This is a genomic window from Acinetobacter tjernbergiae DSM 14971 = CIP 107465 (assembly GCF_000374425.1).
Lineage (GTDB): Bacteria > Pseudomonadota > Gammaproteobacteria > Pseudomonadales > Moraxellaceae > Acinetobacter > Acinetobacter tjernbergiae.
On record NZ_KB894363.1, the window covers coordinates 1 to 25,483 of the forward strand.

A 25,483-nucleotide genomic window follows, 5' to 3' on the forward strand; every position below is an offset into this window, starting at 1 on the left:
GTTGCATGCCTCTTAAACTACCTCGTTCAAGATAAGTATTCATAATGAGTTCTTTTTGCTCTTCTGTGTATTTGATTTTAGGTTTGAGCACACTTGATCGACCACAATCTTTACATCTGAACTGTGCATTCCCACTTTGGTTGTGCCCATTCTTATAGATATTTGCTGATTGGCAACGGGTACATACATAGCTTATCGTTTCTATGATCATATTTAAGGTCTATTGCTCAGGCGTTTCCATTTTTATTCTAGATTAAAACACGTTGATTTTGGACACTACCCAATTTCTAAAGGTAGATGTCAGCAATAAAATTTATAAGCAAGATTCTTATCAATCTTGCTTTTCGTATAAATAAATTATTTTCGAATATACTCTGGAAAAGATTTCAACAAATCAGCACAGATAGCCTTACGACCTTGCTTAGATTCATTTCTATCAAATTCTCTCATACCAAACTTTAATACTTCAGTACCGCGTTTACTTCCCAATTCATGCTCAAAGCATTTGCGAGAGTCATCAATGAGTTCTTGATTATATTGAGTATAACCACATTGAAGTTGAGCACGACTCAATAAACCATGTAATGAAACTAGTTGTTCACAATAAGTTGGCTGCTCGCCGTTTGCTGGCTTTAGGGCTTCTTTATTAGCAAAAGTGACGCCACAAGAAAAATATGCCAGACAGCTAAGTATAAAAAATTTCTTCACCTTATTACATCTCCCATTTAATAAATATCTTTGTTTAAAATTAGCTTTGTGAACCAAATTGATAATTCCCTAAACTTGTTTTTACTACTATTTCACGAACCATTTGAGCATCGCAATTCCCAATAGATAACTCTGTATATTCTCCAAATTTCAAAGTAATTGGAAGTTTATTATTTTTAGCATATTCTGAAATTCTGCATCTATTACCTCTATTTAAAATAACATCATATATAGTCACTTCCTTATCAGACACTGCTTGTATAACAATATTGTATGTTTCTTTATCGTAGAGTGAAGTAGCATAAGTATTAATACTAAATTTAACTCCAATTGGCTGACCTTCTTCAATATTATTAGAAAAATTTCCTTGATCTGAGTTATTTTCATCATCTATTCCTTCATCTCTAAAGTCAGGATTATCCTCCCATGTTGAACTTTGAGTCACATAACTGCTTTCTTCAGTCGAATTATCTTCACTATGGTTTTCTATAGGTCTATTAGCTGATAATTGTTTAATATTTTCTTGTTCCATATGATCCTGATTTTTTAAGTCATATTTATTTAAAATTTTTGCACCAACAATCATAATAAAAATTACACTTGATACTACTGAGAACCATGCTTTATAGCTCCCTTTAACTTCATTTTTAACATAGCCAGACTTGATAAAACCATTTACTTCATCACTAATTAATAAAATTAGCGTATAAATATCTACCAATATAGATAATAGGTATAGCGATCCTTGAAAAATTGAGTAATGATCAACTATTAGTGAAAATACATATGCCAATATACCTAGTACTAACAATAGAATTAAAGAGAATCTTGCTATATTTTTTTCTTTTTGATAAAAAATAAATTAAAGTAAAAAATATTAAGCCTATAATGATATTAGCTATTAATATCGCTAAAATTGATAATCCACTTGATTCATTTTTTAAGCCCGCCTGATCAAGAAATGATATGAGTAAAGAAAAAAATAAAGAGAACAAAGTAAGTGTCGTTATCTTTTGAATAAACAATGGAGTGTTTTTAATCATGTCTTCCCCAAGCGAACAGGCTAAACCACAAACGTAATCAAAGTTTACATATTTACGTAATTTCAATCAATAGTTACGTAAATATTAGTTAAGCTGCTTATTTTGAGGAGATGAAAAAGATGATGATGAAAAAACCTTATTTGCAAAGCGCTTAACTTTAGCAATGCGATCAAAAGGCTATGAAGCAAAAGCTTCGGTTCTAGAAAGAGAGTTCAATTTGAACTACTCTGGTAAACCGATGACTCTGCACGGCGTACGTAAATGGCTTATAGGTGAAGCGATACCATCTGGTGATAAATTATTAACATTGGCAAAATGGTTAGAAGTGCCTCCTGAAGAACTGGTCTTTGAAAAAAATATCCAAAAAGCAATAAAAGAACGTGATCAGTTGTGGCAAAAAGAATTAGGCTATAGAGATAAAGATGTATTTGAAGCTTATCTCAAACTTTCAGCATCGCATAAAAAAATTATTAGAGATATGATCATCGCTTTATCTGATAAGTAACCGATTATGATTAATATAATTTTTAGAAAGGAAGCAAGATATTCAAAATATCTTGCTTTCTTCATCTTATTAAATTAATTGAACTGAATTAGTTAATTTATTACCCCACCACTCTTCAATCGCATTCATATCAAAATATACTGCTGCCTGTCTGGTATTACCCTCTTTAATTGGACGAGGAAAAGTATCATCTTCTATTATTAGTTTTCTTAACTTATCTGCTTTTATTGAAAGTATATAACATACTTCTTTTTTTGTTATTCTTATTTTTCTCATTATTTAATACCTCTATTTATAAGCTTTTAATATCTATGTTATATTCTTCTAAAAATCTTTTTCTTTTTCTGTTAATAGTTGATTTAGAAAAAAGATTTTCATAGTCACCATTGATAACACAATTGTAAAACTTTCTATCACTATTATCAGTGATACTATTATTTGAATTTTTTAGTTCTATTGTTGGAATACGAGTTTTCTCAAACAAGTTACTAAAAAAAATATCAATACTTTTAAAATCTAACCATTGATGACCAAACCTCAGGTCCCATGTCGAAAGTTGTTTTGAATGAATTCTTATTTCTTGACGAATCATTAAATCTGCTAAAGCTTTTAACTCTCTGCTTGTCTTAGATTTCTTTGCATTTACTTCAACTTCACGTCCCTTGTAATAATTACAAATATGCCAACGCTTAGAGCCAAGGCCAAAATAGATACCATTTTCAAATATTGCTTTTTCTTTATGCGTATAAGTAGCATTTTTCTTAAGATGAGATAAATATTGCAAAGCATTTTGCTTACTTTCGAAAACTATATCTCTCTTAATATCAATATTATGAATTCTAAATTGACCGAGCCTAATAGCTTCTAACTGTTTATCTGTTGGTTGAACTAAATTCATATGTTTTAATTTATCTATTGTTTTTAAAATTAAATCAATTATATCACTGTTGCCTGTCACATTATGGCCATACAAAAATTTGTATAGATTGCCAGAAAGCTTTAAACCAGTGCTAGTTTCATCTTTTGTGCAAAATGATTGAATCTTAATAACACTATCAAACTCAGAACTTACTTTCTTTGCTTTGTATGAAATAACTGCGTCATCAAAACTATATTTATCATTACTATAAATTTGATAACATGATGATATTTTTTTTGGATCATGATTAATTTCAATTTTAATAGATATTTTATCAATGTGTATTCTTTCTTTTTTCATAACAAGTTCTCTTTAGTTGGATGATTAATAATTAGTGATATAGTTTTAAATTATTCTTTATGACACAAATGTACTCTTAATATAGATATAAATTGATATTTAACTAAATTTCTCAACTTCAAAATTTATTATTTTTATTACTTAAACATAGTATTAGTAGAAATAAATTAATGACTCTATCACTCTGAGGTGGCGCATATTAATAGCACTTCTCATATTTGTCAAATTTTTCAAAAACCACTTTATTTATAATTATTTTTTATTTAATATTTTCTTGTTATTTACTTACAAAATTCTCAAGCGTATTTGCTACTTATTCACATAATTTAAAATTCACATTAAACTGTCTACCTATTCATCTTCATCATAAATGTATGCCCCATAGAAAACTAGTTTAGCTACTTCCCTCTCGTACTCTGCACAATCAAATACAACTTTGCCAATCTCGTTGAATACACTAATAGCAGAATCATGCCTATCTAATAGAAAAATCTTAGGTATATTCTTCATTAATGCCAACTTAGCTATCATACTCTGCGTTGGATAAAACAGCCCAAAGCCTGACCAGTTTCTTTCCGCCTGAATCAACACTATCTCATTTTCACCAGTTGATTCAGCCATTATTGATTCTGGATCAAGTACATTAATAATTTCTTCATGCTTATGAATATTCGATAATTCAACTTTTCGAATGCCATCACAAAGACTTAAATCATTAAAAAACAATTTCATATAAAATACCTCAAAGCTAAAGTTATAAAAATCCAGCCTAATCTTCTAATAACTGATCAACATAATCTGCCCACCATTGCATCATTCCAACACGTTCCTCAAGGTGTGATCCTTTATCATAAGCACCTTTTACACCCTTTTTCATATGGGCTAAACAAGCTTCAACAACTTGCTCTTTATCACTAAACTGATTGTTTAATGCAGTACTTGCAATATGCCTAAAGCCATGAGGATTTTGACGCCCTTTATACCCCATACGATTTAATGCCATATTAAAGGTGTTATCCGAAATAGGTTGGCTTAGGCTATTTCGACCTGCAAATAATAAATCAGATTCCGTTCGATATTGCTCTAACTCTTTTAACAATGTGATGGCTTGTCTAACCGTCTTCACATGAAGCAGATATACAAAACCAACCATTTAATTTAGCGCGCTTAACTTTCTGCTTAACAACTTCCAAACCACCATAAAATTCAATATTTTCAAAATCAGCAATGGCTTGTTGAAGCAAATTAAGGTCTTCATAATTTTCGATATAAGCAAGTACAAGCGTATGTTCTTTCGATTGCTCCAAACCCATTTCTTTCACATATTTATATGCATTCATAAGCCTTTCCCCTCATGATGCAATTCAGCCATTGCAAGTAAAGTCGCTGCTATACGAATCAAGTCATAAGCATCTTTGCGAATAACTGCCAACTCATCATCTGTAATCACGTTATCTTTAATCGCAGCAACAATTGATTGCACCAGGTCTCCGTTCTCATGCGCCAATTTCCCGACTTTAAGAATGAAATCAGCACTGGATAGCATTTGAATTTTTGGCAACTCAAACCAAGCAGCATTTCCATGAATAGAGCAAATACTGTCCATAATCCGAGCATCTTTTGTCTCAGAAAGAATGGCTTCAAAATGATGAATATTCGCTTTGTGCGTTGGAGTCGTTGGATTTATAGAACTCCGAAAAGTATTGATATTAAAACCGTTTTTATCTGCAATCAGTGCCATCAAGCAATCATCTTTATCAGAATTACTGACAGCAGCTTTTATTGCTAATTCGAGTGGCATCACAGCACGTTCACGACGCTCATTTAAAGAAAGAACCATGTTTAAAATCTCCCAATTCATTCATTTTTTTATTTTTTATATGGATTTAAGCTACTTCTAAGTTATAGAACCAGCGGACAATATCAGCGTATGAGAAACGATTTTCAGAATGATCAGCCAAAGCCTGCATTAGCTCTGGGCGCGGAATCTTGTAACGATGGCGTAAATGAGTACGCAAATATGACGATGATGTACCGCATTTTTGAGCACCTCGTTTTATATCTCAGTTTTTTTATTGCTTGGATTTGTAGTTTTTTCAAGTTTAAAAAGCTGCGCGCATTCAATTGATCAAGATGCAGAACGTGCTATTGCATACCAAGCACAATTCCAAAATGCAAACGAACATGCGGTTTATGTTCGTCATTTGGGAGATAAGTGATGAATAAAAAAATTTTAGATCCCTGCTTTAAAGCTAGCCAACTTTTCTTTCCTGCTTTAAATAGATGTGGGGGGTCAAATACAACTAAATTGAACTGTCCATCATTGAAAGGCATATTTCTAAAATCCATTTCAATATCTGGATTAACTTCAAGTGAGCGGCCATCACAAAGTGTATGTTGCTCGGTTCGGATATCACAAAACGTTGCCAAAGGATTTTTATGATCAAACCACATCATTCTTGAGCCACAGTGCTGAGCTAAAAGTTGGCTCTAAAGTCAAAGTAGATTTTATTAGTGAATCGCACACAATTTTTTCGGGTAAACGTTTTACGGGTACTGGTGTTGTAGATCGTCTTGAAGATGGCCGAGTATTTGGACGTTTAGATGATGGCCGTACTTTTCTGTGCTTTCCAAGTGATGTTGTGGTTTTGGGAGAAGTGGCATGAAAATCATAAGCATCGAATTTAGTTCAAACCTCATATGCCCTAAGTGTTACAGCTCTCAGATCTCATTTGGTTGTAGTCATTCAAGTTCAGGTTCACAAGCTGAATGTCGTTCATGCGGCTATTGCTGGCGATGAAGGAGGAATCATATGACTACATATACAGAAATGCTTGAACAGCCTCAAATCATCACAAAAATTGAATCAGCGATTGGCGGGCAAATTGTTAGCGTTTATTTGGCTGCTCACTTAACACCACCAATTCCATTTCAGGAAAATGGTCGCTTTAAATACGTTGATCCAGCACCACAGAAATACGCAAATCATTTACGTGAAGGCATGAAATTGTTTGCTGAGTTACTTGATGAAATTCACCAAAAAACTGGTGGTGAAGATGCCTGAGATCATCATTACCATAGAAGTTGATTCAGCACCACAATTGGTACTTGGGCAATCAATCCTTGGCGGAATTATTACAGCCCTAAAGCTTGAAAAGAAAAAGTTAGTTTCAGTTGCTGATCTAGTTTCTAAATATAGCTTGTCAGATGAAACGATCCGCACAAAGTGCGCAGCAATCAACCAAGGCAGCAACGGCAAACATCTTTATGATCCAGATGCAGCCGATGCAATTTTGAAAAACACCAAAATTCGACGCGGTGCAAAACGTATCAATTAATTCACTTATTTTATTGGCTATGCGGAATAAGTAGTGGAATTTAAGTTTTAAGAAAAATCCGTATTTCGGAATAACGTGTGTAATTTAAAAAGGTAACTATCATGAAACAAGCACTAAAAATCAAATTGGCAGACCATTCAGAATTTACACAAGCATGGTTTGCATTCATCAAATTAGGCTATCAATGGGGCGGTAATTGCACCGAACCTTGCACAGCACCATATCTATACACATACGAAGATGGGCGCATTCTCGCTGATTATTTTGATGTTGAAGGAGCTGATTTACTTAGTCCTAACTCGGCTCTTGGGTACTTCAATGCTAATAAACATAAAGAAATCACACTAGCAGAGTTAAAAATCACTGCATTTGGGCGTGAAGAAGCTGTATTTATCGGGATTGATGCTGATTACAAATATTACAGTGTGGATGCTGATGGAGATGCTTGGTACACAAAAAATGAGCCACACCTTTCAGAACGTGGTGATTTTTGGGGTAAAGATATTTCAATGAAAGAAGCCCCTAACTTCAATCTGCATAGTGATTGGAAGCAATCATTAATAAAGCGTAACAGCGTTGAAGAAGAACTTGATGATCTTGAAGTTTCCACTCAATAAGTCGTTTCGTCTGGATTGGTTTTTATAACTTTTCCACACGTTATTCCGTATAGCCATTTTATTTAAAGAGGCAATATTATGAAAAGATTAACAACTAACACTGCTGTTTCAATTACAGAAATTTGGAATATAGCTCCTCAAGAAGCATTCCACTGGGAACGATTTCCAAATGGAAAATGTGTATGGCATTGCAGAATAAATAGAAAGACTATTAGTAAAAAAGCTCCAAACTTTGATACTAAGGTAAACTCATTATGGCGCGATGAAAATATGCAAAAAGTTGCAGATGAAACGAATGCTTATATTAATACACAGCTAAGTAAACTCAATATTGTATTAGCATAAAAATATGGATATTTAGCTCTAATTTGATAAATCAGAATGCCCGCTATATGCGGGCTTAGTTTTAACTATTAAACGCTTCAACCAAATCAGCGGCATTCGGATTGTAATAAGTATTCACCAACACATCTATTTTCTTATGCCCTGTGATTTTCGCTAGAATCTCAACTGGAAGCTTTCTTACTCGAACCATACGTGTGATTGCTTCATGTCGTGTATCGTGAAAATGCAGCTCATTAAGCCCCACAGTCACCTTTCTTTTTTCCCACATCAAACGAAATGCATTTTCAGATTGCGGAATGATTCTGCGGCCATCATGCTTGATCAATGCAAGCAATGCTTTTGCTTCTTCAGAAAGAGGAACGTTTCTTGACTCGCCATTTTTCGTCTTTGGCAAATGCACATGCCCATCAAAGATATCTTTCTTTTCCATTGCCAAAATTTCACCACGACGCATAGCTGTCTCGAGCGCAAACAAAAAACCCCAAGCGACATAATGCTGTGATAAAACTGGTTGCCTGCCATGTTCATAATCAAGAACTTTTAAAATCAGTTCGATTTCAGATGGATGTATACGCCGATCACGCGCTTTTGGTTTTTTCGGCTTAGTGATTAACATCCAAGCATTTTCATCAAGCAAGAACAATTCTTTTTGAGCATAAGTAAACATTGCACTGTAATGTGAAATCTCTTTAAGAACTGTATTTTCCCCTACTTCAGTTAGACGCTTATTTCTCCAGTGCGTCAAATCTTTCGGAGTAATGTCATAAATAGACTTTTGTGCCAAAGCACCAAATTTCATTTCAAAGTTTTTATACTGACCAGCGATCCAAGCTCGTGATGATTTAGACGAATTGAATTGACCTACATCTTGATAGTATTTTGTATTAAGATCACGAAACAAAAATTTTGGCTTTAACTCACCATTTTCAATTTTTGTTTGTGCTTTCAATTCTAATAGCTTTAATGCTGCCCACTGCTCACATTCTTTTGCAGTGTCACGAGTACAATAGTATCTCTTTTTTTCGTATGAAATAGAGATTGCATATGTATCTCCTCTTTTTCGTGCAACTGGCAGCTTCATTCTTGACACATTCTTGACACGTTTAACTTGTAAATATTGCCATTTTTTAACAAAAATTCCAACAATACCAAGATTAAAACGCAACGATAGGCATAAAAAAAGACCTATAAGCTACTGATTCGCTTATAAGTCTTTGATATATCTTGGTAGGTATAAGCAGACTCGAACTGCTGACCTCTACGATGTCAACGTAGCGCTCTAACCAACTGAGCTATACACCTAGGATGCAAGCATGATATTCATTTTTAAAAATTATCACAAGTTATTTTGAGATTGTTTAATTTCAATCGCACAGACTTTAAGCAATTTTTTAAATTCTTGAATATTTTGCTGGCTATCCTGCTCTAAAAACACAATTTTTTGATATAAAACAATAACTTGCTGAAATAATTGCTGATCACCACTTAAATTCGATAAACGCAGCATCCAAACTTGAAATGTTTCTGCTGGTTTTTTATGCAAATGCTTAGGCAACTGCTTTTGAAATTGCATAACAATGCGTTGATATAACGCTTGCTGCCGTGTTTGCCTCCACCAATAGAAGCCAACATACACAGCTAAAATTCCTGCAATACCCATAATTAAGATCACCACATAACTATAACTTGAATTAAAGCCTAGTTTAGATAACCAATTTTTTTGTGTTTCCGCATCATAACCCACAACTTTGGACTGCCATTGATAACTTAAATAGTCGCTCCAAACACGCATATTTTTCAAAAATTTAAATTGCTGTAAACGCCATGTTTGCGCCTGTGTATCTCCCCAAACTTGCTGATCTTCAGCTAGATAATTCTGCATTCCACCATCGATACGTTGTGGTGCAATCATTGCGGTAGGATCAATCCTTTTCCATTGACCGTGCAGGTAAACCTCACTCCATGCATGTGCATCAAGTTGACGAACCTCCCAACTTTCTCGATCTAATGCAAACTGTCCACCTTGATAACCTGTCACAACTCTGGCAGGAATCCCTGCATAGCGCATCAACATCACAAAACTAGATGCATAATGTTCACAAAAACCTTTTCGACTAGAAAACAAAAATTGATCTATGCGATCCCCACTTAATGTTCCAGGGGTCAGCGTATAAACGAAGTTATTCGTTCTATACCAATTCAACACCGTTTGAATATATTTCTCAGGCTGTTTCTGACTTTGTTCAAACAGTTGATGGGCTAATTGTTGTGCTTTTTGATCACGATCCTCATCAAATCGAGTATTAAATTCAATTTTGCGTGGCGATAGTAAAATAGATGGTGCTGATGTTCGCCCCAACCAAAACATTTGTATGGGTTGATTACGTTTAATCAGCTTTGATGGTCGTATACTATCATCTTGATATAATTGTAAATAACGCTCTTGTGGAATGGAATATTCCAAGCCCATGATCCAATTTGCCTGCTCATCAGCAGCTAAATATTGATAAGCAACGCGATATGAAGTTGAGTCCACATTTTTAATTTGCTGATTATAAAAACTACTGGTCCATGTGGTTCCATCATATTCATCCAAAACCAAAGCACGCCAATACAACTCTTGTCTATTTGGTAGTTGTCTCATATCCGCAACAACACGAAAAGCCAAAGCCGATGATTGTGATAATTGCGCAATATCTCCTGGAGACATACGATCACTGATCCCTGTAATTGCTCGATCTTTATGAATTGGAATTGCCCAAAGAGGTGGCAAACGAGGAAAGAAAATGAATAATATAATAAAGAACGGCGTCGCAATCCCGACCAACTTTAGAATTTGTTTGACATCATTTTTTAACTGATTTGATGATAATTGATGCTGGTTAAATAGACCAGTTTGAATCCGATATAGTCCCATCAAACACATCACAAATGCTGAAAAAACAATAACAGCCATCCAAAATGCCTGACTATGTAACAATAAACTGGCACTAACAAATAAGGCAAAATTGAATACAATTAGTAAATCACGGGTATTTTTGGTTTCCAAACTTTTTGCAAATAAACAAGCACTTAAAAAAGCGACTCCGGCTTCCACCCCGAGTAAAGTCTGATAATTTAAATAAATCAGACCTAAAGATAATAAAGAGAAAAAAACTAAAATAAGTCGCGGAAATGGTGCAAGTTTTTGTTTGCTATATCTCCAGACCAATATGAGCCAAATAGCACCCCACAACCCACTCAATGTCATAGGAATAAAAGCCACTTGCCCAATTAATACAAATGCCAATACAGCTAAAATACAAAAATAGATTTGTTTGGTCATGATTTTAAGCCTGTGCAAGTAAAAGTTTTGCTTGAAGAAGCTGTATCCGCCCCTGACCACTTTCTAATCTTGCATGTGGCAGTATCAATGCATAATCATCACCAAGTTGTTCACATTGCTCAATTAAGCCCATCATAAAGCTTAATTTTTCCTCATGACTTTGCGCAGGGATTTTTTGATAATCAATTTCTAAATGTTGATGATTGGCTTGAGCCTCAAACATTTTGATAAAAAAACCCTGTCCTCGAGCAACTTGCTTCCATGCCACATTTTGATAAGAATCACCTTGTTGAAAGGCTCTAAGTTCCTTAAATTCATCTAAGCTATCATTGGCGTTGGTTGGTTGATTTTTATGTTCTTTTTGCCAGTCATAAGCTTTAGGTGCAATCCAAACTTTATGTTTCGGATATAAATAAGTCCACGCTCGTACCAAACCTAAAGGATAGGTCGAATAAATTTTCATCGCACCAAATTCATATAAACCACGCTGCTTTGGAAAAAAAGCAAGTTCTAGCGTATGTTGTTGCTGATCTAAGTAAATGAGTTGCTCTTGTTGCAGCCATTGGATACGTAAATATCGGGTCATTACCGATGGCTGATTCAACCGAAGTTTTAAAATTAAAGGCTGATCGACTTGCCCAACCTCAGCTGCAATCAGATCAATTTTTAAAACATGCAATTGCTTGAAGGTGAGATAAAAACTAATACATAAAATGGCGCTAATTAAAAAGCAAAAACCTAAAATCAAGTTATTTGCATAGTTAATACCTGCAATAAAAGTAATTAGAATCAGAACGAGATATAAAAAACCTTGCTTATAAATAAAAACCAAAACATCTTTCTGTAACAGGGTTTTAGTCCCATCAACTTGAAAGCGTTTCGCAATCCACTGCTGAATCCTTTGCATAAGCCAATCTCAACTATAAGACATCAACTGATTGCAAAATTTGTTTTACCTCTATTTCACCTAAACTTAAACGATGGGCAACCACGGCAACAAAAACGGTTTGCACATCATCAGTGGTTACAAAGCTACGACCTTCAACCAGTGCATAAGCTTGTGCAGCAGCTTTTAATGCCAATACACCACGTGTTGATAAGCCATGACGTTGTTTACGTGTTTCAGCAGCCAAATCTAAAATATAATTGAGTACAGCATCACTTAAAAAAACCTGTTTCGCCAATTCACGTAATTGCAAAATATCAACTTGCGTAAATACTGCTTCTAATTGATGAATTAAAACCTGACGTGAGCTTTGCTGTAACAGTAGTTTTTCTGCTTGGCGAGATGGATAACCAAGCGATAAACGCATCAAAAAACGGTCAAGTTGCGACTCAGGCAAAGCATAAGTTCCACTTTGAAATAGTGGATTTTGCGTTGCCAACACCCAAAATGGTTGTGGTAATTCATAATGAGTTCCATCAACAGTGACTGCTCCTTCTTCCATGGCTTCGAGCAATGCACTCTGTGTTTTTGGGCTACAACGGTTGATCTCATCTGCCAATAAAATCTGAGTAAAAATTGGACCTTTTTTAAACTCAAATAGATGTTCTTTTTGATTAAAAATATTAATGCCAATCACATCACTCGCCAACATGTCATTGGTAAATTGAATCCGCTGAAAATGCAGCCCTGCTAGACGAGCTAAGGCACTGGCTAGAGTCGTTTTACCTAATCCCGGTAAATCTTCAAACAACACATGCCCACCTGCCAATAAGCAAGTCAACGCCAATTTAGTTTGCTGGGGTTTATCTAAAATAAGCTGATTCACTTCAAGTAAAAAACGTTCAACTTTCTGACTAAAATGCTTAATATGTTGTTCTACTTCTTGATTTTGTTGTTTTTTCTCTTGAACAGAAGCGTTTTCCATGCCCCACATAACTCTATCCCCAAACTAAAACAGTGCATGATTCAACATACACTGTTTTAGTTTTTTTTCAAAGAAATCAAATAATTTCTAGCAAGGGCATTTTTTCAAATTCCCACCTGACGATGGGTAACGTGCATCAACACAATAGCGATAGAAAGTCTTGGCATCCATTGGGGTTAAATCTGGATGATGCGCTTGCATGTGTTTTACATAATTTTCATAATCAGGTACACCCACCATCAAACGAAAACTTTTTTGCAAGTTTTGCCATAACACTGCAATACGAGACCAATTTTTAGGTGAAAAGATCAAATGCTTTTGTGACATGATGGTGAATTTAATAATCTTCACAATCACAGCACGTCCTTGCCGAGCAATTTTAAAATCCATCACGATTCTCCCCTCACTGTTTCTGCTGTCATCGCAGTTTCCGTGAATACTGCAGGCGCTTCATTTACAGTTGGCACAGGACTTTTTAAAGCACGGCGAATAATTCCAATCGATGCAATAATCATAACAATTGCAACAATCATGAAAAATCCGCATAACACCGCATTAATCTGATTCGACATCACAATGGTCTGCATTTCAGCAACTGACTTCGCAGGTGCAAGAACATCTCCACGTGCAATGGCATCAGAGAAACGATTCGCTTGAGCAAGGAAGCCAATCTTCGGATTTTCGTGGAAAATCTTTTGCCAACCCGCTGTCATAGAAGTAATAAATAAGAAAATCGTTGGAATAATTGTTACCCAAACATACTTCTCTTTCTTCATCTTGAATAAAATAACCGTACCCAAAATCAATGCCATAGACGCGAGAATTTGATTTCCAATTCCGAATAATGGCCACAAGGAGTTAATACCACCGAGAGGATCAACCACGCCTTGATAGACAAAGAAGCCCCAACCTGCAACTGCCACAGACGTCCCAACCAAATTTCCAAAGAATGAACCTGATTGCTTCACTGCTGGCACAACAATCCCAACTGTATCCTGTACCATGAAGCGGCAAGCACGTGTTCCCGCATCCACTGCGGTCAAAATAAATAGTGCTTCAAATAGAATGGCAAAGTGATACCAAAATGCCATCATTGCACGGCTATTGAAAATTTCTGAAATGATATGTGCCATACCAATTGCAAAGGTTGGCGCACCACCCGTACGAGACAAAATCGTACTTTCACCGACTTCCTGTGCTAATACTGTCAACATTTCTGGATGAACTACAAAGCCAAGATTACGAATGGCTTCAGCAGCAGTATCAACATTTGTACCTAAAACAGCAGCAGGCGCATTAATCGCAAAATAAATCCCCGGATCAAGTACAGTTGCACAAATCATTGCCATGATACCGACAAATGATTCCATCAACATACCGCCATAACCGATCATACGAATGTTGACTTCATTATCAACCAACTTTGGCGTTGTCCCTGAGGATACTAAGGCATGGAAACCAGAAATTGCCCCACAAGCAATGGTAATAAATAGAAATGGAAATAAGCTACCTGCAAATACAGGCCCTGTACCATCGACAAAATGCGTCACTGCGGGCATTTTGAGTTCAGGCATCGCAAAGATAATTCCAATCGCCAGACCAGCTATCACACCAATTTTAAGGAAGGTTGATAGATAATCACGAGGCGCTAACAATAACCACACAGGCAATACTGATGCAATAAAACCATAAATGATCAATGCCCAAGTCAGTTGAGTTCCAGTTAAGGTGAACAATTGCCCCCAGTAAGGGTCTTTTGCCACATCACCGCCAAAGACAATCGCCGCCATCATTAGCACAAAACCAATGATCGAAACCTCAGCAATTTTCCCTGGGCGTAGATAACGCATGTATATGCCCATGAATAATGCAATTGGGATGGTTGCTGCAATACTAAACACACCCCACGGACTATGCGCCAAAGCTTTTACGACAACCAATGCAAGTACCGCAAGGATAATGATCATGACCCCGAGCGTACCCAACATCACAATAACACCCGCGAAAGTACCTAGCTCCTGCTTTGCCATTTCCCCTAAAGAACGACCATCTCGCCGTGTCGATATAAATAGAACGAGAAAATCTTGTACCGCACCTGCAATCACAACACCAACTAAAAGCCAAATGGTTCCCGGCAAGTAACCCATTTGCGCTGCGAGAATGGGTCCAACCAAAGGTCCTGCACCTGCAATTGCAGCAAAGTGATGCCCAAATAGAACATATTTATTGGTTGGCACATAATCCAGACCATCATTCAAACGATGTGCTGGTGTTAAACGTTTAGGGTTTAATTCAAAGACTTTGGTTGCAATAAATAAACTGTAGAACCGATACGCAATGCTATATACACAAACCGCAGCCAGAACGAGCCAAACTGCATTAACATGCTCACCACGACTTACTGCCAAAATTCCAAATGAAATTGCACCAATAATGGCGACTAAACTCCATAGAATTTTTGAGGATAGTGTGGTCTTTGCTTGTATTTTTTCCATTCAGAACCTCTCAAATACATAAGCTGTAGTTTTAGATTTCCCTTTCTATATTTTCTTTAGAAGAAATATCTTTGTGAGTCTATCTGTTATTAAAAATGATTTATCTAATACTTTGGCATAAAAAAAGGGATGATTGTTTAATCATCCCTTCGATAATCGTATCACTTACGTAGCAGTGCTACTCATTTACGATTATGCACGCTCTAGGTAATCACCTGTACGCGTATCAACACGAACGCTTTCTTCTTGCTGTACGAATAATGGAACACGTACGACCGCACCTGTTTCAAGCTTCGCTGGCTTACCGCCACCGCCAGAAGTATCACCACGTACACCTGGATCAGTTTCAACGATTTTCAACACCACAAAGTTTGGTGGGTTCACGTTTAAAGGTACGCCATTAAACAACATGATCGTACATTTTTCATTAGAATCATCTTTTAACCATTTCGCAGCATCGCCCATTGCAGTTTTGTCCGCAGCGATTTGCTCGAAAGATACAGGATCCATGAAATTCCACATTTCACCATCGTTGTAAAGGTAATCCATTTCAACTTCAACAATATCAGCCGCTTCTAAAGAGTCACCTGATTTGAAAGTTTTTTCTAATACTTTACCTGAGCGAAGGTTACGTAATTTCACACGGTTAAATGCTTGACCTTTACCTGGTTTTACATATTCATTTTCCATGATTGAACATGGGTTGCCATCAAGCATAACCTTAAGGCCTGCTTTAAAATCATTTGTAGAATAATAGGCCATGAAAGGCTCACTCCAAACTTAAAACTCAAATCTATTAGTGCTAGACTACACACACAGCTAAGGCTAACACTATTTTAACGTATTGCATGATAAACTATTTACATCAAGAGCAAAACTGGCAATCACAACTCAGTGATCTAATTACTGATCCTTTAGAGTTGTTAAATCTGCTGGAATTATCGACTGAGCAATTATTATCAGGGGCAATCCTGGCATCTGAACAGTTTAAATTACGTGTGCCACGTGCATTCGTCGGAAAAATGCGCATTGGTGATCCCTTTGATCCCCTTCTTTTACAAGTCTTACCGCATCATCTTGAACTTGAAGAACACCCAGAATTCGTCACAGATCCATTAGGTGAAGAAGCAGCCAATCAGATGGCTGGGGTTTTACATAAATACCAATCACGGTTTCTACTCACGTTAACAGGCGCATGTGCAATTCATTGCCGTTATTGTTTCCGTCGTCATTTCCCTTATCAAGAAAATTTACCTAAAAATGATGATTGGCTAAAGATAAAACAATATATTGAGGATAATTCTACCATTAATGAAGTTATTCTCAGTGGCGGCGATCCTTTAACTTTATCTAATCGAAAAATAGCACTTTGGGTGGAGCGATTAGAGTCATTACCACAACTCAAAATATTGAGAATTCATTCACGTGTTCCGATTGTTATTCCAAATCGTATCGATGATGAGCTTATTTCTATTTTAAAAAACAGTAGGCTACGCATTATAGTAGTGATACACTCAAATCATGCTTCAGAACTTGATGATTTTACGTGTTCAAAGTTATTACAGTTATCATTGCAACATATAACTGTGTTAAATCAGACGGTTTTACTTAAAGGTGTGAATGATTCATCAACAACGTTAACAGAACTAAGTTATCGCTTGTTTGAAGCGCGGGTTATGCCCTATTACTTGCATGTATTGGATAAAGTAAAAGGTGCTCAACATTTTGATTTAAGATCTTCAGAGATAGATCATATATACAGTGATGTATTAGCGAGTTTAGCTGGATATTTAGTCCCGAAACTCGTCAGGGAAATTGCGGGCGAAAAAAATAAAACACCGCTTTTTGGGGTTCAAACATTCTGAGACTGATTACAATGATGAATAATGCATTTTCGGATATTTTTCAAATTCCTACTGTATTAAACCGGAATAAACTCAGCTTTTGTGATGCAAACACAAAAAGTTTAACCGAATGGATTTCAACGCTTTCTATCATGCAGTTAGGTGATACTTCAAAAGCGTTGTTTGCAGCCTTATTAGAACTAAGTGAATTGGAATGCTCTGAAACATTACGTTTTGACTTAATCCAAACATTACACCCAACTGTTGAAAATATTTTAGGTAGCCTAGAAAAAAATTTTTTTAACCAAGGTGTAATTAGTTCTGATCGTAATGAACATATTATTGAACTTGCAATGCTACTACGCTGTTATTTTGCAGCCATTTATATCAATATTGTTCGCCGTAGTAATGATCAATTAGACCATCAAAAATTTTCAATATTTGCCCTGAGTCAAAAAAAGAATTTACACACAGCAAGAACACTGGCAACTTTCCAAGCACTACAGCAATTAACCCAACTCTTATATCAACAACACATGTTATATAGCGAGCCTGTTGCTGGACAGTGGTTGATTGCTCATCAACTCTACGATGCAGCCGTTACACATAAATATCATCAAATCAACTTAGAACAAGCTCAAGGTAAATCCAATAGCCTCAATAATATTGCTCAAGCCTATGCTCAATTGATTTTGATGGATATTTTTAATACGAATCAAATTCGCCAATCTGAGATACAAGCATTATTTCAATGTAGCTTCGATTGGGCAAAAATGCTGCAACTATTACCCAAAGAGACTGATTTAACCAAATATGTTGTAGATACGACTAAAGACCACCCACCTATTTATAATAAAAAACAAAGCTCTGGATTTAATCCTAATATTTTTATTAGTACGTATAGTCTATTGGATCACATAACCGCAACATTACATAAAAATGCTGAATACATTTCCAAAAATGAAAAAATTTATTTAACCCCAGCACTCAAGTTCCATGTCCAAACTATTTTAGGCTCAACGGCTGAACGTCGCCATGAACGCTATGAATACTCGGCTCAACTACATATTTGTTTTGGTTTATTGACTGCCCATTTTTATCTATCAAAGGCAAAAAATTTCTCTGAAACCTTATTGCTAGAGCATGGTTATGGTTTACAAAGTGAATCAAAGTTTCTATCAACTTGGGATAAAAAAGATGCATCTGGCAATCAAGAATCATCGATTCAACGATTAAGTCGTGAAAATAAAGCTATCTATCAAGTTGATATTCTTGATATCAGTGTCAATGGATACCGTATTAAATGGTCAGGGGAAGCACCAAAAAATCTTAGAACAGGCGAATATATTTTAGTCAAAGAAACCTCTCACGGTCATTGGCGTGGGGGTGTCATTCGTTGGTTAAAGCAATCAACTGAAAAAAGTTTAGAACTCGGCTTAGAGGTTTTAGCACAAGAGATTTTCCCTTGTGCTGTAAGAATTCAGGCTGATCGGCATATAAGTAATTATCATCCAGCACTGATATTAAAAAATCAAAATTTGGATGAAACTAAAACAACATTAATTTTACCAGGATCACAAATTTTTCGTGAACAGCAAGCGGTGCATTTAAGATTGGGGAAAGAGGAAATAAAAGTGTATCTACTAACAGCACAGCTGATTACCCAAAGTTTTGTGCAATTTGACTTTGAGTTGTTAAATGAAGAAGAACAACCTGTTCTTCATAAATTTATTGCGCAAAAAAACATGGATACAAATGATCAAGATTTATGGGAAGCATTGAAGTGAGAAATTCCTTACTCTCTAAAAAGTTAAAACGGACAGAAACGCGCCTACTCATCATTGATGATAACCAGTTGCGTTATAATCAAATTTTAGAGATTTTTGCGCAAAAAGAACATCAAGTTCACGCAACCTTACTTGATGACCTTAAGGCCTTTGAAAAACAATTGAATCTCACTTGGGATATTGTCATTTTTGGTCGAGCTTACGATTTAAAAATTGAACAGACATTATCCTTAATCCAAGCCTCTGCTCAGCCAAGTTTGCCGATTCTATTACTAGAACCTGACGACTATAATTTAGAACAATATCAAAATTATATTCATAAAGGTCTTTATGATGTCATCAATCTAAAAGCACCAGAAAATTTCTATATTAGTATTATTAGATCTTTGTCTTATAGTCGTTTAGTTCAAGCTGAGCATCGTTTACTGACTGAATTAGAAGCAGCGCAAACCCAAGCACAATCTTTGGTTGCAGAAAGTCATAAAGCGGTTGCTATTTTACAAGAAGGGATACATATCAATGCAAATGCTGAATATGCTCATCTATTCGGTTTCAGTAATGAAGAAGAGTTAATTGGTTTACCAATTTTGGATGTGTTACAGCCCGAAGATTTAAGTCAATTTAAATTACGTTTTAAAAAAATCTCTCAAGGTCAATTTGAACAAGCACATTTTGAAATTCGCACACAAAATTCAACTGTCAAAAACAACCTACTTCGAGTCGAATTTTTACCTTCAGGAAATGATGATGAAATTCAACTCAATATTGAATGTGAGCCATCAGATACGACCAACACAGCACTCCCCGCAACACCTATTTTGATTACACCCGAAAAAACTTCAGGTATAAATACCGCTTTACAACAAATTAATCGCCATTTAACAAACCATCCTGCCAATGCGAATGCATTAGTTTTATTTAGCTTAAATAATTGCCCCAATGAAGTTTTTCAATCGGACTGGCGCGGTACTAAGGCCTACTTTGCCAATATCCAAAACTTTATTAAAGAACAAATCAACATTCCAATTTATCAGATTGGTACGGCACTTTATGTAAGTTTATTCCAAGCTGAATCAAAAACAGTCTTAAACTCGTTACTAATGGGCTTAAATAGCCTACAAAAACCTCAGTTACTGGTCACCGAGAATTACACTTTCCCATTACATCTAAAATTAGGGTATCACGAACTTAATCAACAGATTGTCGATGAAGCAAATTTTGAACAAATTCTAAGCAAGGCATTTTCACTTGGATTACCCGTATTGAATAATCCAACTATTGATGCTGATATTGGTCTAACAACGGATAATATTCCAACCACCATTCAACTCAGCCTTTTACAAGAGTTAAAACACAAATTAGATGCTGGTGCCATTCATTTAAAATATCAACAACTCTATGATAAGCAAGACCAATTTACCCACACCTATGAAGTATCAGGTGGGTTTATTTATAACAACCAATGGTTAGATTTAATGGATCTAGACGATCTAAAAGATGACCCAGAGTTATCCGTACAATTAGATCGTTGGGTACTTGTAGAAGCCTGCAAGCAATTACATAATTTTATTACCCAATATCCAAAAGCAAAATTGATTGTAAATCTTAATCATCACATTTTACTAAATGATAGAAAACTGGCGGAATTAGTTGCTAAATTATTGACGATAATTGGCAGTAAACAAGGTCACCCATTAATTTTACAGTTTTCTGAGCAAGCTCTACAACAAAATTTATCACAAGCTCAACCTCTAATTGCATCACTTCGCCAACATGGTGCTGAGATCTCAATTCGTCACTTTGGTAACTCACTGTATAGCAATTCTATTCTTGAGCAAATTGATACTCAATATCTTAGCTTCCACAGCAAATTAGCCAAGATGTTAGGTACAGAGAAAGAAATGGCGGCATTACAGGAAAAAATTCTACATGCTATTGCTCAAAAACCAGTTGAAATCTTATTAACAGAACTCAATGACATGACTTTATTTGCAAATGCGTGGAATGTAGAAGCTCGCTTCTTACAAGGTAATTATTTCCAAAAGAAACTTGACCGTTTAACTGACGTACAAGACCAATAAGATATCCTCTCCAGCCCTCCGTAAAAAACGGGGGCAATTAATGGATATAAAAAAACGGGCATATTGCCCGTTTTTACATTTCTCGATATTAACGTTTGATAGAACGTGACATACCAGAGAAACGTTGTTTGAATTTGTCGATACGACCACCAGTATCTACATTCTTTTGTTTACCAGTATAGAATGGGTGGCAAGCTGAACATACGTCAAGATAAAGAGTGTCTTTACCTAAAGCAGATTTAGTTTCAATAACGTTACCGCATGAACAAGTTGCAACTAATGTGGTGTATTTTGGGTGAATATCGGCGCGCATGGTCGATGCTCCTAATAGAGAAAGAAAGGCTTAAGCTGTTATCGCAAATTGATCACTCTCAAAGTGAGGAAAGCAGAGTTTTAAACTCGCAGATCAATACCATAACAGACCATTTCTTTTGACTTACCGAGACTCATAAAGGTCAGAGCAAAGCCAACAAGTGCCGAACATTATACGCCAATAAAATCAAATTAGCGAATTAATCTTGATTGGTTTTCGCCCAATGATTTGCAATCACACCACAAACCATTAATTGGATTTGATGAAAAATCATAATTGGCAGCACAATCATTCCTAAAGGTTGCCCAATAAAGAGAATCTGCGCCATTGGTACACCACTTGCCAACGTTTTCTTAGAACTACAAAAGAAAATTGTGACCTGATCTGCTGAATTAAAGCCTAACCATTTAGGTAAATATAAAGCGAGTAACATCACAAGCGTCAATAATACAGAACATGCCAAGGTTAAATAAAATAGCGTCAAACCACTCACTTGATGCCATAAGCCTGCAACTACAGCACTACTAAACGCACCATAAACCACCATTAAGATCGAGCCTTGATCGAAAGCCTTGACCAAACTTGGTAATTTGAGCATATAAGGAAATACATAAGGACGTAATAACTGCCCTAAAATAAAGGGTACCAACAATAACAGCGTAATCTGAATAATAGATTTTGTTGGATCAAAACCATGTTGGCTTTGACCTAAAATAAAATAGCTTACCAAGACAGGTGTAATAAACATCCCAATAATATTGGAGAAAGAGGCACTACAAACAGCCCCTGCAACATTGCCCTTTGCCATAGAAGTAAATGCAATTGAAGATTGTACTGTAGATGGCAAGAAGCACATAAACAGAAAGCCCCAATACAATTGCTGCCCTAAAATTGGTTCTAATACGGGTTTAGCCAGTAATCCAATCGCAGGGAAAATCACAAAAGTAAAAGCAAAAACTAAAGCATGCATTTTCCAATGCAGCATACCTTCAAGCACAGCTTCACGTGATAATTTTGCACCATGCAAAAAGAAAAGTATGGCGATAGCAACCGTCGTCAGCATATTAAAATAATGCGCTAGCTGTCCTGCAACAGGCAAGAACGTCGCCAGTATCACCATAGCAATTAATAATATTGTAAAGCGATCCAATGCCAATAATTTTAACATAATCTATCCCTATCCATTCACCAATAACAATAAAGCCCAATACGACATTGTTGACCATTTGATCAAAACATCATACTGAGCTGTATCAATAAAGCGAAGGCTTTAAATCAAAAATCTTAGACTACAAAGCCTAAAATCAATTATTACGTGCGTTTTGATCTTGCTGAATCAGCTCGATTTTATAACCATCAGGATCTTCAACAAAAGCAATCACCGTGATGCCACCTTTCATTGGCCCTGCTTCACGGACGACCTTACCGCCACGTGCTTTGATTTGTTCACATGCTTGATAAGCATCTTCTACACCAATCGCAATATGACCATAAGCATTCCCTAAGTCATAGCTAGGCGTATCCCAATTATGTGTCAACTCAAGTACAGTGTTATTTCTTTCATCGCCATAACCGACAAAAGCCAGGGTAAAACGCCCTTCTTCATAGTCACGCTGGCGTAGCAAGGTCATACCAAGTACCTCAGTGTAGAACTTTAAAGATTGTTCTAAATTACCTACTCGTAGCATCGTATGTAACATGCGCATCGTTATTCACCTTTCTGCTGTATGATGTGGTTCTCATGGTCACGTAATAGTTTCGCAACCCAAACCACGAGGATTAAAATTGGAATACCAATTAACGTCGTCATTAAAAAGAAATTCGGATAACCGATATTGCTGACTATTGTTCCTGAATAACCACCCAATAATTTGGGGGTTAACGTCATTAATGAACTGAAAATCGCATATTGAACCGCAGTAAATGACACACTGGTTAAGCTCGATAAAAAGGCAATAAAAGCCGCACCTGCTAAACCTGAAGCCAAATTATCGATAATAATGGCAAAGTACAGCCACAAAGAACTATAGCTTTTGATCACCTTACCAGAAAGTTCGATCATCCCTGACTGACTCGGATCAATCACAGCAATCGGCTGAATCTCTACATTTAAAGCCATCTCAGCATGAGATGCTGTATCAATATGATACTGTCGTGTTGCAAATAATTCATTTCCAGTATTATTTTTTAAGTGAACTAAGGCTGTAATGGCTTTAGTCGGAGAAGCTTGTAACAACTTTCCATCCACTGCACCTGTAAATACGCCATTTTCATCTACCTTAGTCACAAATTCTTGACCATCTAATTGAAGAACAACAGGCTTCTCCTCATTTAAGTCTTCAGCTTTAATCCCTGCCAGCTGCCCTTTAATCACCAAGCTTTGTTTTAACTCTTTTGGTGTTAAATGGTCATCACTACTGATGGGTAATAATTGAATCTGAGCTTGCTGAGAACTCACTAAATAAGGGACGGTTAATTGAATTTTAGAGTCCGCTTGATTTTGATATTGAGTGCTTAACTTCACTTCATTTGCTTTTGATAATGTGGCATTGGGTACTTGCAGCTTCCAATAACCAACTTCGTCCGTTGCGACTTGATAATGTTGATCACCGATTTGAACGTCCACCTGATCTAGTGGTTTACCTGATTTGACCAAGCCAATAAAAATCAAATTGGTTGAGCTTGCCAACACTGCACCGACAAACATCAATTTCATAATGTTCATGCGTTGTGCAAGTAAACCACCTAAAAAACCGCCGACCAAGCTAAACAACACACCATAAATTTTAACTGCTTCGGCAATCTGCTCTTTACTAAAATTTAAATCTTGATAGAACACATTGGAAATCACCCCTGCAATAATGTCAGAGATACGAAAAAACCCAATCAATAGCAAAAGCACTAAAGCAAGTTTGACACCATAACGTTTAAAGAAATCTAGAATAGGTGCAATCCAAGTTTCTTTAGCCATCTGCTGATTGACAACACCCATTTTAACCAGAGCAAAACCGATCAATAATGCCATTGCTGTAGCTGTTAAAAAGCGTAGTGCCTCTAAACCAAATAAAGCTGCGGTGTCTTTAATTGTTGCTGCTTTAACGATAGCATCTGTTAGATTGCCTGAATAAATATAGCTCACGACAAAAGTGCCAACCGCAATAAAAAACACAAAGACCAAGCGATAATAGTCTGTAGTTTTATAATGTTTATAAACGCGATTTACTTGTGGTTCACGAATACATAAAGTGGTGATGATACCCACCGCCATGACTGCTGCCATAGTCAAATAGGTATATTTCCAAGCTTCATAGATATAATTACCTTTGGCAGTTCCCAAATAAGCAGCAAGAAATAAAGCCCCTGCACCCGCAACGATCATCCCAATACGATAACCTGCGTTGTAAGTTGAAGCTAAAACCGTTTGCATCTCACTTTCAGCAAGCTCGATACGATAAGCATCAATCACAATATCTTGGGTCGCTGCGGAGAATCCCAGTAAGACTGCACCAACTGCCATTTGGATTAAATAGCTTTGTCCAAGTGCTGGGTCGGAAAATGCCATAATACAAATTGCACATATAATTAAAATTTGTGCAATCAACAACCAAGCACGGCGGCGACCTAAACTTTTCGTTAAAAATGGAACGGGCAATTCATCAATTAAAGGCGCCCAAACAAATTTAAAAGAGTAGCCCAATGCAGCCCAACTAAAAAATGTCACAGCACTTTTATCAATTCCTGCCTCACCTAGCCATAAAGACAAGCTAGAAAAAATCAATAGAATGGGTATCCCTGCGGAGAAACCAAGAAATAGCATGATCAGTGCGCGGCGATCCCAAAAAGCTTTAAATGCGGATGCCCAGCCAGTGGCTTGAGTTGTCATTGGTTATTATTTTCCATGAACAGCGTGAATGTGCTTATTCAATCGTTTCTTGCACTCGCTTGCAAGTTGCTTTATGCAACTATTGTTTTGTTTTGCCGATAAAAAACAC

29 protein-coding genes, 1 tRNA gene and 1 pseudogene are annotated in these 25,483 nt (G+C 36.2%); 9 read left to right on the forward strand and 22 right to left on the reverse strand.

Annotated features, from left to right (window positions below; translation table 11 throughout):
* From C502_RS0109295 to C502_RS18625, 3 genes are all read right to left on the reverse strand, one after another.
* Positions 1-211 (reverse strand): IS1/IS1595 family N-terminal zinc-binding domain-containing protein (locus tag C502_RS0109295; protein ID WP_018678558.1); only part of this gene is annotated, 211 nt, incomplete at its 3' end.
* Between the two features lie 146 nt (positions 212-357).
* Positions 358-765 (reverse strand): hypothetical protein, encoded by a 408-nt coding sequence (locus C502_RS0109300; protein WP_228129331.1) that lies wholly within the window; start codon positions 763-765, stop codon positions 358-360.
* Positions 749-1,429 (reverse strand): hypothetical protein, encoded by a 681-nt coding sequence (locus C502_RS18625; protein WP_018678560.1) that lies wholly within the window; start codon positions 1,427-1,429, stop codon positions 749-751. Before C502_RS18625 ends, C502_RS0109300 begins: the two co-directional genes overlap by 17 nt.
* A gap of 485 nt (positions 1,430-1,914) precedes the next feature.
* Between C502_RS18625 and C502_RS18245 the strand changes: the two genes are divergently transcribed.
* Complete coding sequence (locus tag C502_RS18245; RefSeq protein WP_018678562.1) at positions 1,915-2,256, forward strand: hypothetical protein; 342 nt, start codon at positions 1,915-1,917, stop codon at positions 2,254-2,256.
* 69 nt (positions 2,257-2,325) lie between these two features.
* Here the strand turns inward: C502_RS18245 and C502_RS0109320 are convergent, their stop codons facing one another.
* From C502_RS0109320 to C502_RS18250, 7 genes and pseudogenes are all read right to left on the reverse strand, one after another.
* The gene (locus C502_RS0109320; RefSeq protein WP_005053164.1) at positions 2,326-2,532 is read right to left on the reverse strand and encodes a helix-turn-helix transcriptional regulator; all 207 of its coding nucleotides are present in this window, start codon (positions 2,530-2,532) and stop codon (positions 2,326-2,328) included.
* Between the two features lie 16 nt (positions 2,533-2,548).
* A complete protein-coding gene (locus tag C502_RS0109325; RefSeq protein WP_005053163.1) occupies positions 2,549-3,475 on the reverse strand; it encodes a phage/plasmid replication protein, II/X family in 927 nt (308 codons plus the stop codon).
* Between the two features lie 351 nt (positions 3,476-3,826).
* Positions 3,827-4,207 carry a hypothetical protein gene (locus C502_RS0109330; protein WP_005053162.1) on the reverse strand — a complete coding sequence of 127 codons (381 nt, stop codon included), beginning with the start codon at positions 4,205-4,207 and terminating at the stop codon, positions 3,827-3,829.
* 37 nt (positions 4,208-4,244) lie between these two features.
* Positions 4,245-4,601, reverse strand: a complete 357-nt coding sequence (locus C502_RS0109335; RefSeq protein WP_228129332.1) for a tyrosine-type recombinase/integrase — start codon at positions 4,599-4,601, stop codon at positions 4,245-4,247.
* Positions 4,588-4,815: a hypothetical protein gene (locus C502_RS0109340; RefSeq protein WP_018678564.1), complete on the reverse strand. Its 228-nt coding sequence runs from the start codon at positions 4,813-4,815 to the stop codon at positions 4,588-4,590. The genes C502_RS0109335 and C502_RS0109340 overlap by 14 nt, the downstream gene beginning before the upstream one ends.
* Entirely contained in the window at positions 4,812-5,315 is a 504-nt protein-coding gene (locus tag C502_RS0109345; protein WP_018678565.1) for a phage regulatory CII family protein, read from the reverse strand. Before C502_RS0109345 ends, C502_RS0109340 begins: the two co-directional genes overlap by 4 nt.
* 398 nt (positions 5,316-5,713) lie before the next feature.
* Positions 5,714-5,932, reverse strand: a pseudogene (locus tag C502_RS18250) (methyltransferase); the annotation flags it as partial.
* A gap of 2 nt (positions 5,933-5,934) precedes the next feature.
* Here C502_RS18250 and C502_RS0109360 point away from each other — a divergent pair.
* The 5 genes from C502_RS0109360 (at position 5,935) to C502_RS0109380 (ending at position 7,775) form a co-directional block, all read left to right on the forward strand.
* The gene (locus C502_RS0109360; RefSeq protein ID WP_018678568.1) at positions 5,935-6,141 is read left to right on the forward strand and encodes a hypothetical protein; all 207 of its coding nucleotides are present in this window, start codon (positions 5,935-5,937) and stop codon (positions 6,139-6,141) included.
* Positions 6,142-6,287: 146 nt separating this feature from the next.
* Positions 6,288-6,539 (forward strand): hypothetical protein, encoded by a 252-nt coding sequence (locus tag C502_RS0109365; protein ID WP_018678569.1) that lies wholly within the window; start codon positions 6,288-6,290, stop codon positions 6,537-6,539.
* Entirely contained in the window at positions 6,532-6,813 is a 282-nt protein-coding gene (locus C502_RS0109370; RefSeq protein ID WP_018678570.1) for a hypothetical protein, read from the forward strand. The genes C502_RS0109365 and C502_RS0109370 overlap by 8 nt, the downstream gene beginning before the upstream one ends.
* A gap of 101 nt (positions 6,814-6,914) precedes the next feature.
* Positions 6,915-7,430 (forward strand): hypothetical protein, encoded by a 516-nt coding sequence (locus tag C502_RS0109375; RefSeq protein WP_018678571.1) that lies wholly within the window; start codon positions 6,915-6,917, stop codon positions 7,428-7,430.
* 78 nt (positions 7,431-7,508) lie between these two features.
* Positions 7,509-7,775 carry a hypothetical protein gene (locus C502_RS0109380; RefSeq protein ID WP_018678572.1) on the forward strand — a complete coding sequence of 89 codons (267 nt, stop codon included), beginning with the start codon at positions 7,509-7,511 and terminating at the stop codon, positions 7,773-7,775.
* A gap of 61 nt (positions 7,776-7,836) precedes the next feature.
* Here the strand turns inward: C502_RS0109380 and C502_RS0109385 are convergent, their stop codons facing one another.
* The 8 genes from C502_RS0109385 to efp form a co-directional block, all read right to left on the reverse strand.
* On the reverse strand, positions 7,837-8,856 hold the full coding sequence (locus tag C502_RS0109385; RefSeq protein WP_026315776.1) for a tyrosine-type recombinase/integrase: 1,020 nt from the start codon (positions 8,854-8,856) through the stop codon (positions 7,837-7,839).
* Positions 8,857-9,000: 144 nt separating this feature from the next.
* Positions 9,001-9,077, reverse strand: a tRNA-Val gene (locus C502_RS0109390).
* 34 nt (positions 9,078-9,111) lie between these two features.
* Positions 9,112-11,100 carry a transglutaminase family protein gene (locus tag C502_RS0109395; RefSeq protein ID WP_018678574.1) on the reverse strand — a complete coding sequence of 663 codons (1,989 nt, stop codon included), beginning with the start codon at positions 11,098-11,100 and terminating at the stop codon, positions 9,112-9,114.
* A 4-nt stretch (positions 11,101-11,104) separates the two neighbouring features.
* The gene (locus tag C502_RS0109400; protein ID WP_018678575.1) at positions 11,105-12,007 is read right to left on the reverse strand and encodes a DUF58 domain-containing protein; all 903 of its coding nucleotides are present in this window, start codon (positions 12,005-12,007) and stop codon (positions 11,105-11,107) included.
* Positions 12,008-12,020: 13 nt separating this feature from the next.
* Complete coding sequence (locus C502_RS0109405) at positions 12,021-12,980, reverse strand: AAA family ATPase (RefSeq protein ID WP_018678576.1); 960 nt, start codon at positions 12,978-12,980, stop codon at positions 12,021-12,023.
* A 78-nt stretch (positions 12,981-13,058) separates the two neighbouring features.
* On the reverse strand, positions 13,059-13,361 hold the full coding sequence (locus C502_RS0109410) for a YbdD/YjiX family protein (RefSeq protein ID WP_018678577.1): 303 nt from the start codon (positions 13,359-13,361) through the stop codon (positions 13,059-13,061).
* The gene (locus C502_RS0109415) at positions 13,361-15,466 is read right to left on the reverse strand and encodes a carbon starvation CstA family protein (protein WP_018678578.1); all 2,106 of its coding nucleotides are present in this window, start codon (positions 15,464-15,466) and stop codon (positions 13,361-13,363) included. The genes C502_RS0109410 and C502_RS0109415 overlap by 1 nt, the downstream gene beginning before the upstream one ends.
* 192 nt (positions 15,467-15,658) lie before the next feature.
* A complete protein-coding gene (gene efp / locus C502_RS0109420; protein WP_004662912.1) occupies positions 15,659-16,228 on the reverse strand; it encodes an elongation factor P in 570 nt (189 codons plus the stop codon).
* Between the two features lie 86 nt (positions 16,229-16,314).
* Here efp and epmB point away from each other — a divergent pair, with 86 nt between their 5' ends.
* From epmB to C502_RS0109435, 3 genes are read left to right on the forward strand one after another with little or no spacing between them, the layout of a single operon-like run.
* Positions 16,315-17,331: an EF-P beta-lysylation protein EpmB gene (gene epmB, locus C502_RS0109425; protein ID WP_018678579.1), complete on the forward strand. Its 1,017-nt coding sequence runs from the start codon at positions 16,315-16,317 to the stop codon at positions 17,329-17,331.
* An 11-nt stretch (positions 17,332-17,342) separates the two neighbouring features.
* Entirely contained in the window at positions 17,343-19,097 is a 1,755-nt protein-coding gene (locus C502_RS0109430) for a hypothetical protein (RefSeq protein ID WP_018678580.1), read from the forward strand.
* On the forward strand, positions 19,079-21,178 hold the full coding sequence (locus C502_RS0109435; RefSeq protein ID WP_023274795.1) for an EAL domain-containing protein: 2,100 nt from the start codon (positions 19,079-19,081) through the stop codon (positions 21,176-21,178). Before C502_RS0109430 ends, C502_RS0109435 begins: the two co-directional genes overlap by 19 nt.
* 88 nt (positions 21,179-21,266) lie before the next feature.
* Here C502_RS0109435 and rpmE read toward each other — a convergent pair whose 3' ends face one another.
* The 4 genes from rpmE to C502_RS0109455 all read right to left on the reverse strand — a co-directional run bounded on the left by rpmE (position 21,267) and on the right by C502_RS0109455 (position 25,374).
* On the reverse strand, positions 21,267-21,491 hold the full coding sequence (rpmE, locus tag C502_RS0109440; RefSeq protein WP_018678582.1) for a 50S ribosomal protein L31: 225 nt from the start codon (positions 21,489-21,491) through the stop codon (positions 21,267-21,269).
* A 199-nt stretch (positions 21,492-21,690) separates the two neighbouring features.
* Entirely contained in the window at positions 21,691-22,659 is a 969-nt protein-coding gene (locus C502_RS0109445) for a bile acid:sodium symporter family protein (protein WP_018678583.1), read from the reverse strand.
* Between the two features lie 136 nt (positions 22,660-22,795).
* A complete protein-coding gene (gloA, locus tag C502_RS0109450) occupies positions 22,796-23,197 on the reverse strand; it encodes a lactoylglutathione lyase (RefSeq protein ID WP_018678584.1) in 402 nt (133 codons plus the stop codon).
* Between the two features lie 2 nt (positions 23,198-23,199).
* Complete coding sequence (locus C502_RS0109455) at positions 23,200-25,374, reverse strand: AmpG family muropeptide MFS transporter (protein WP_018678585.1); 2,175 nt, start codon at positions 25,372-25,374, stop codon at positions 23,200-23,202.
* Positions 25,375-25,483: the final 109 nt, after the last annotated feature.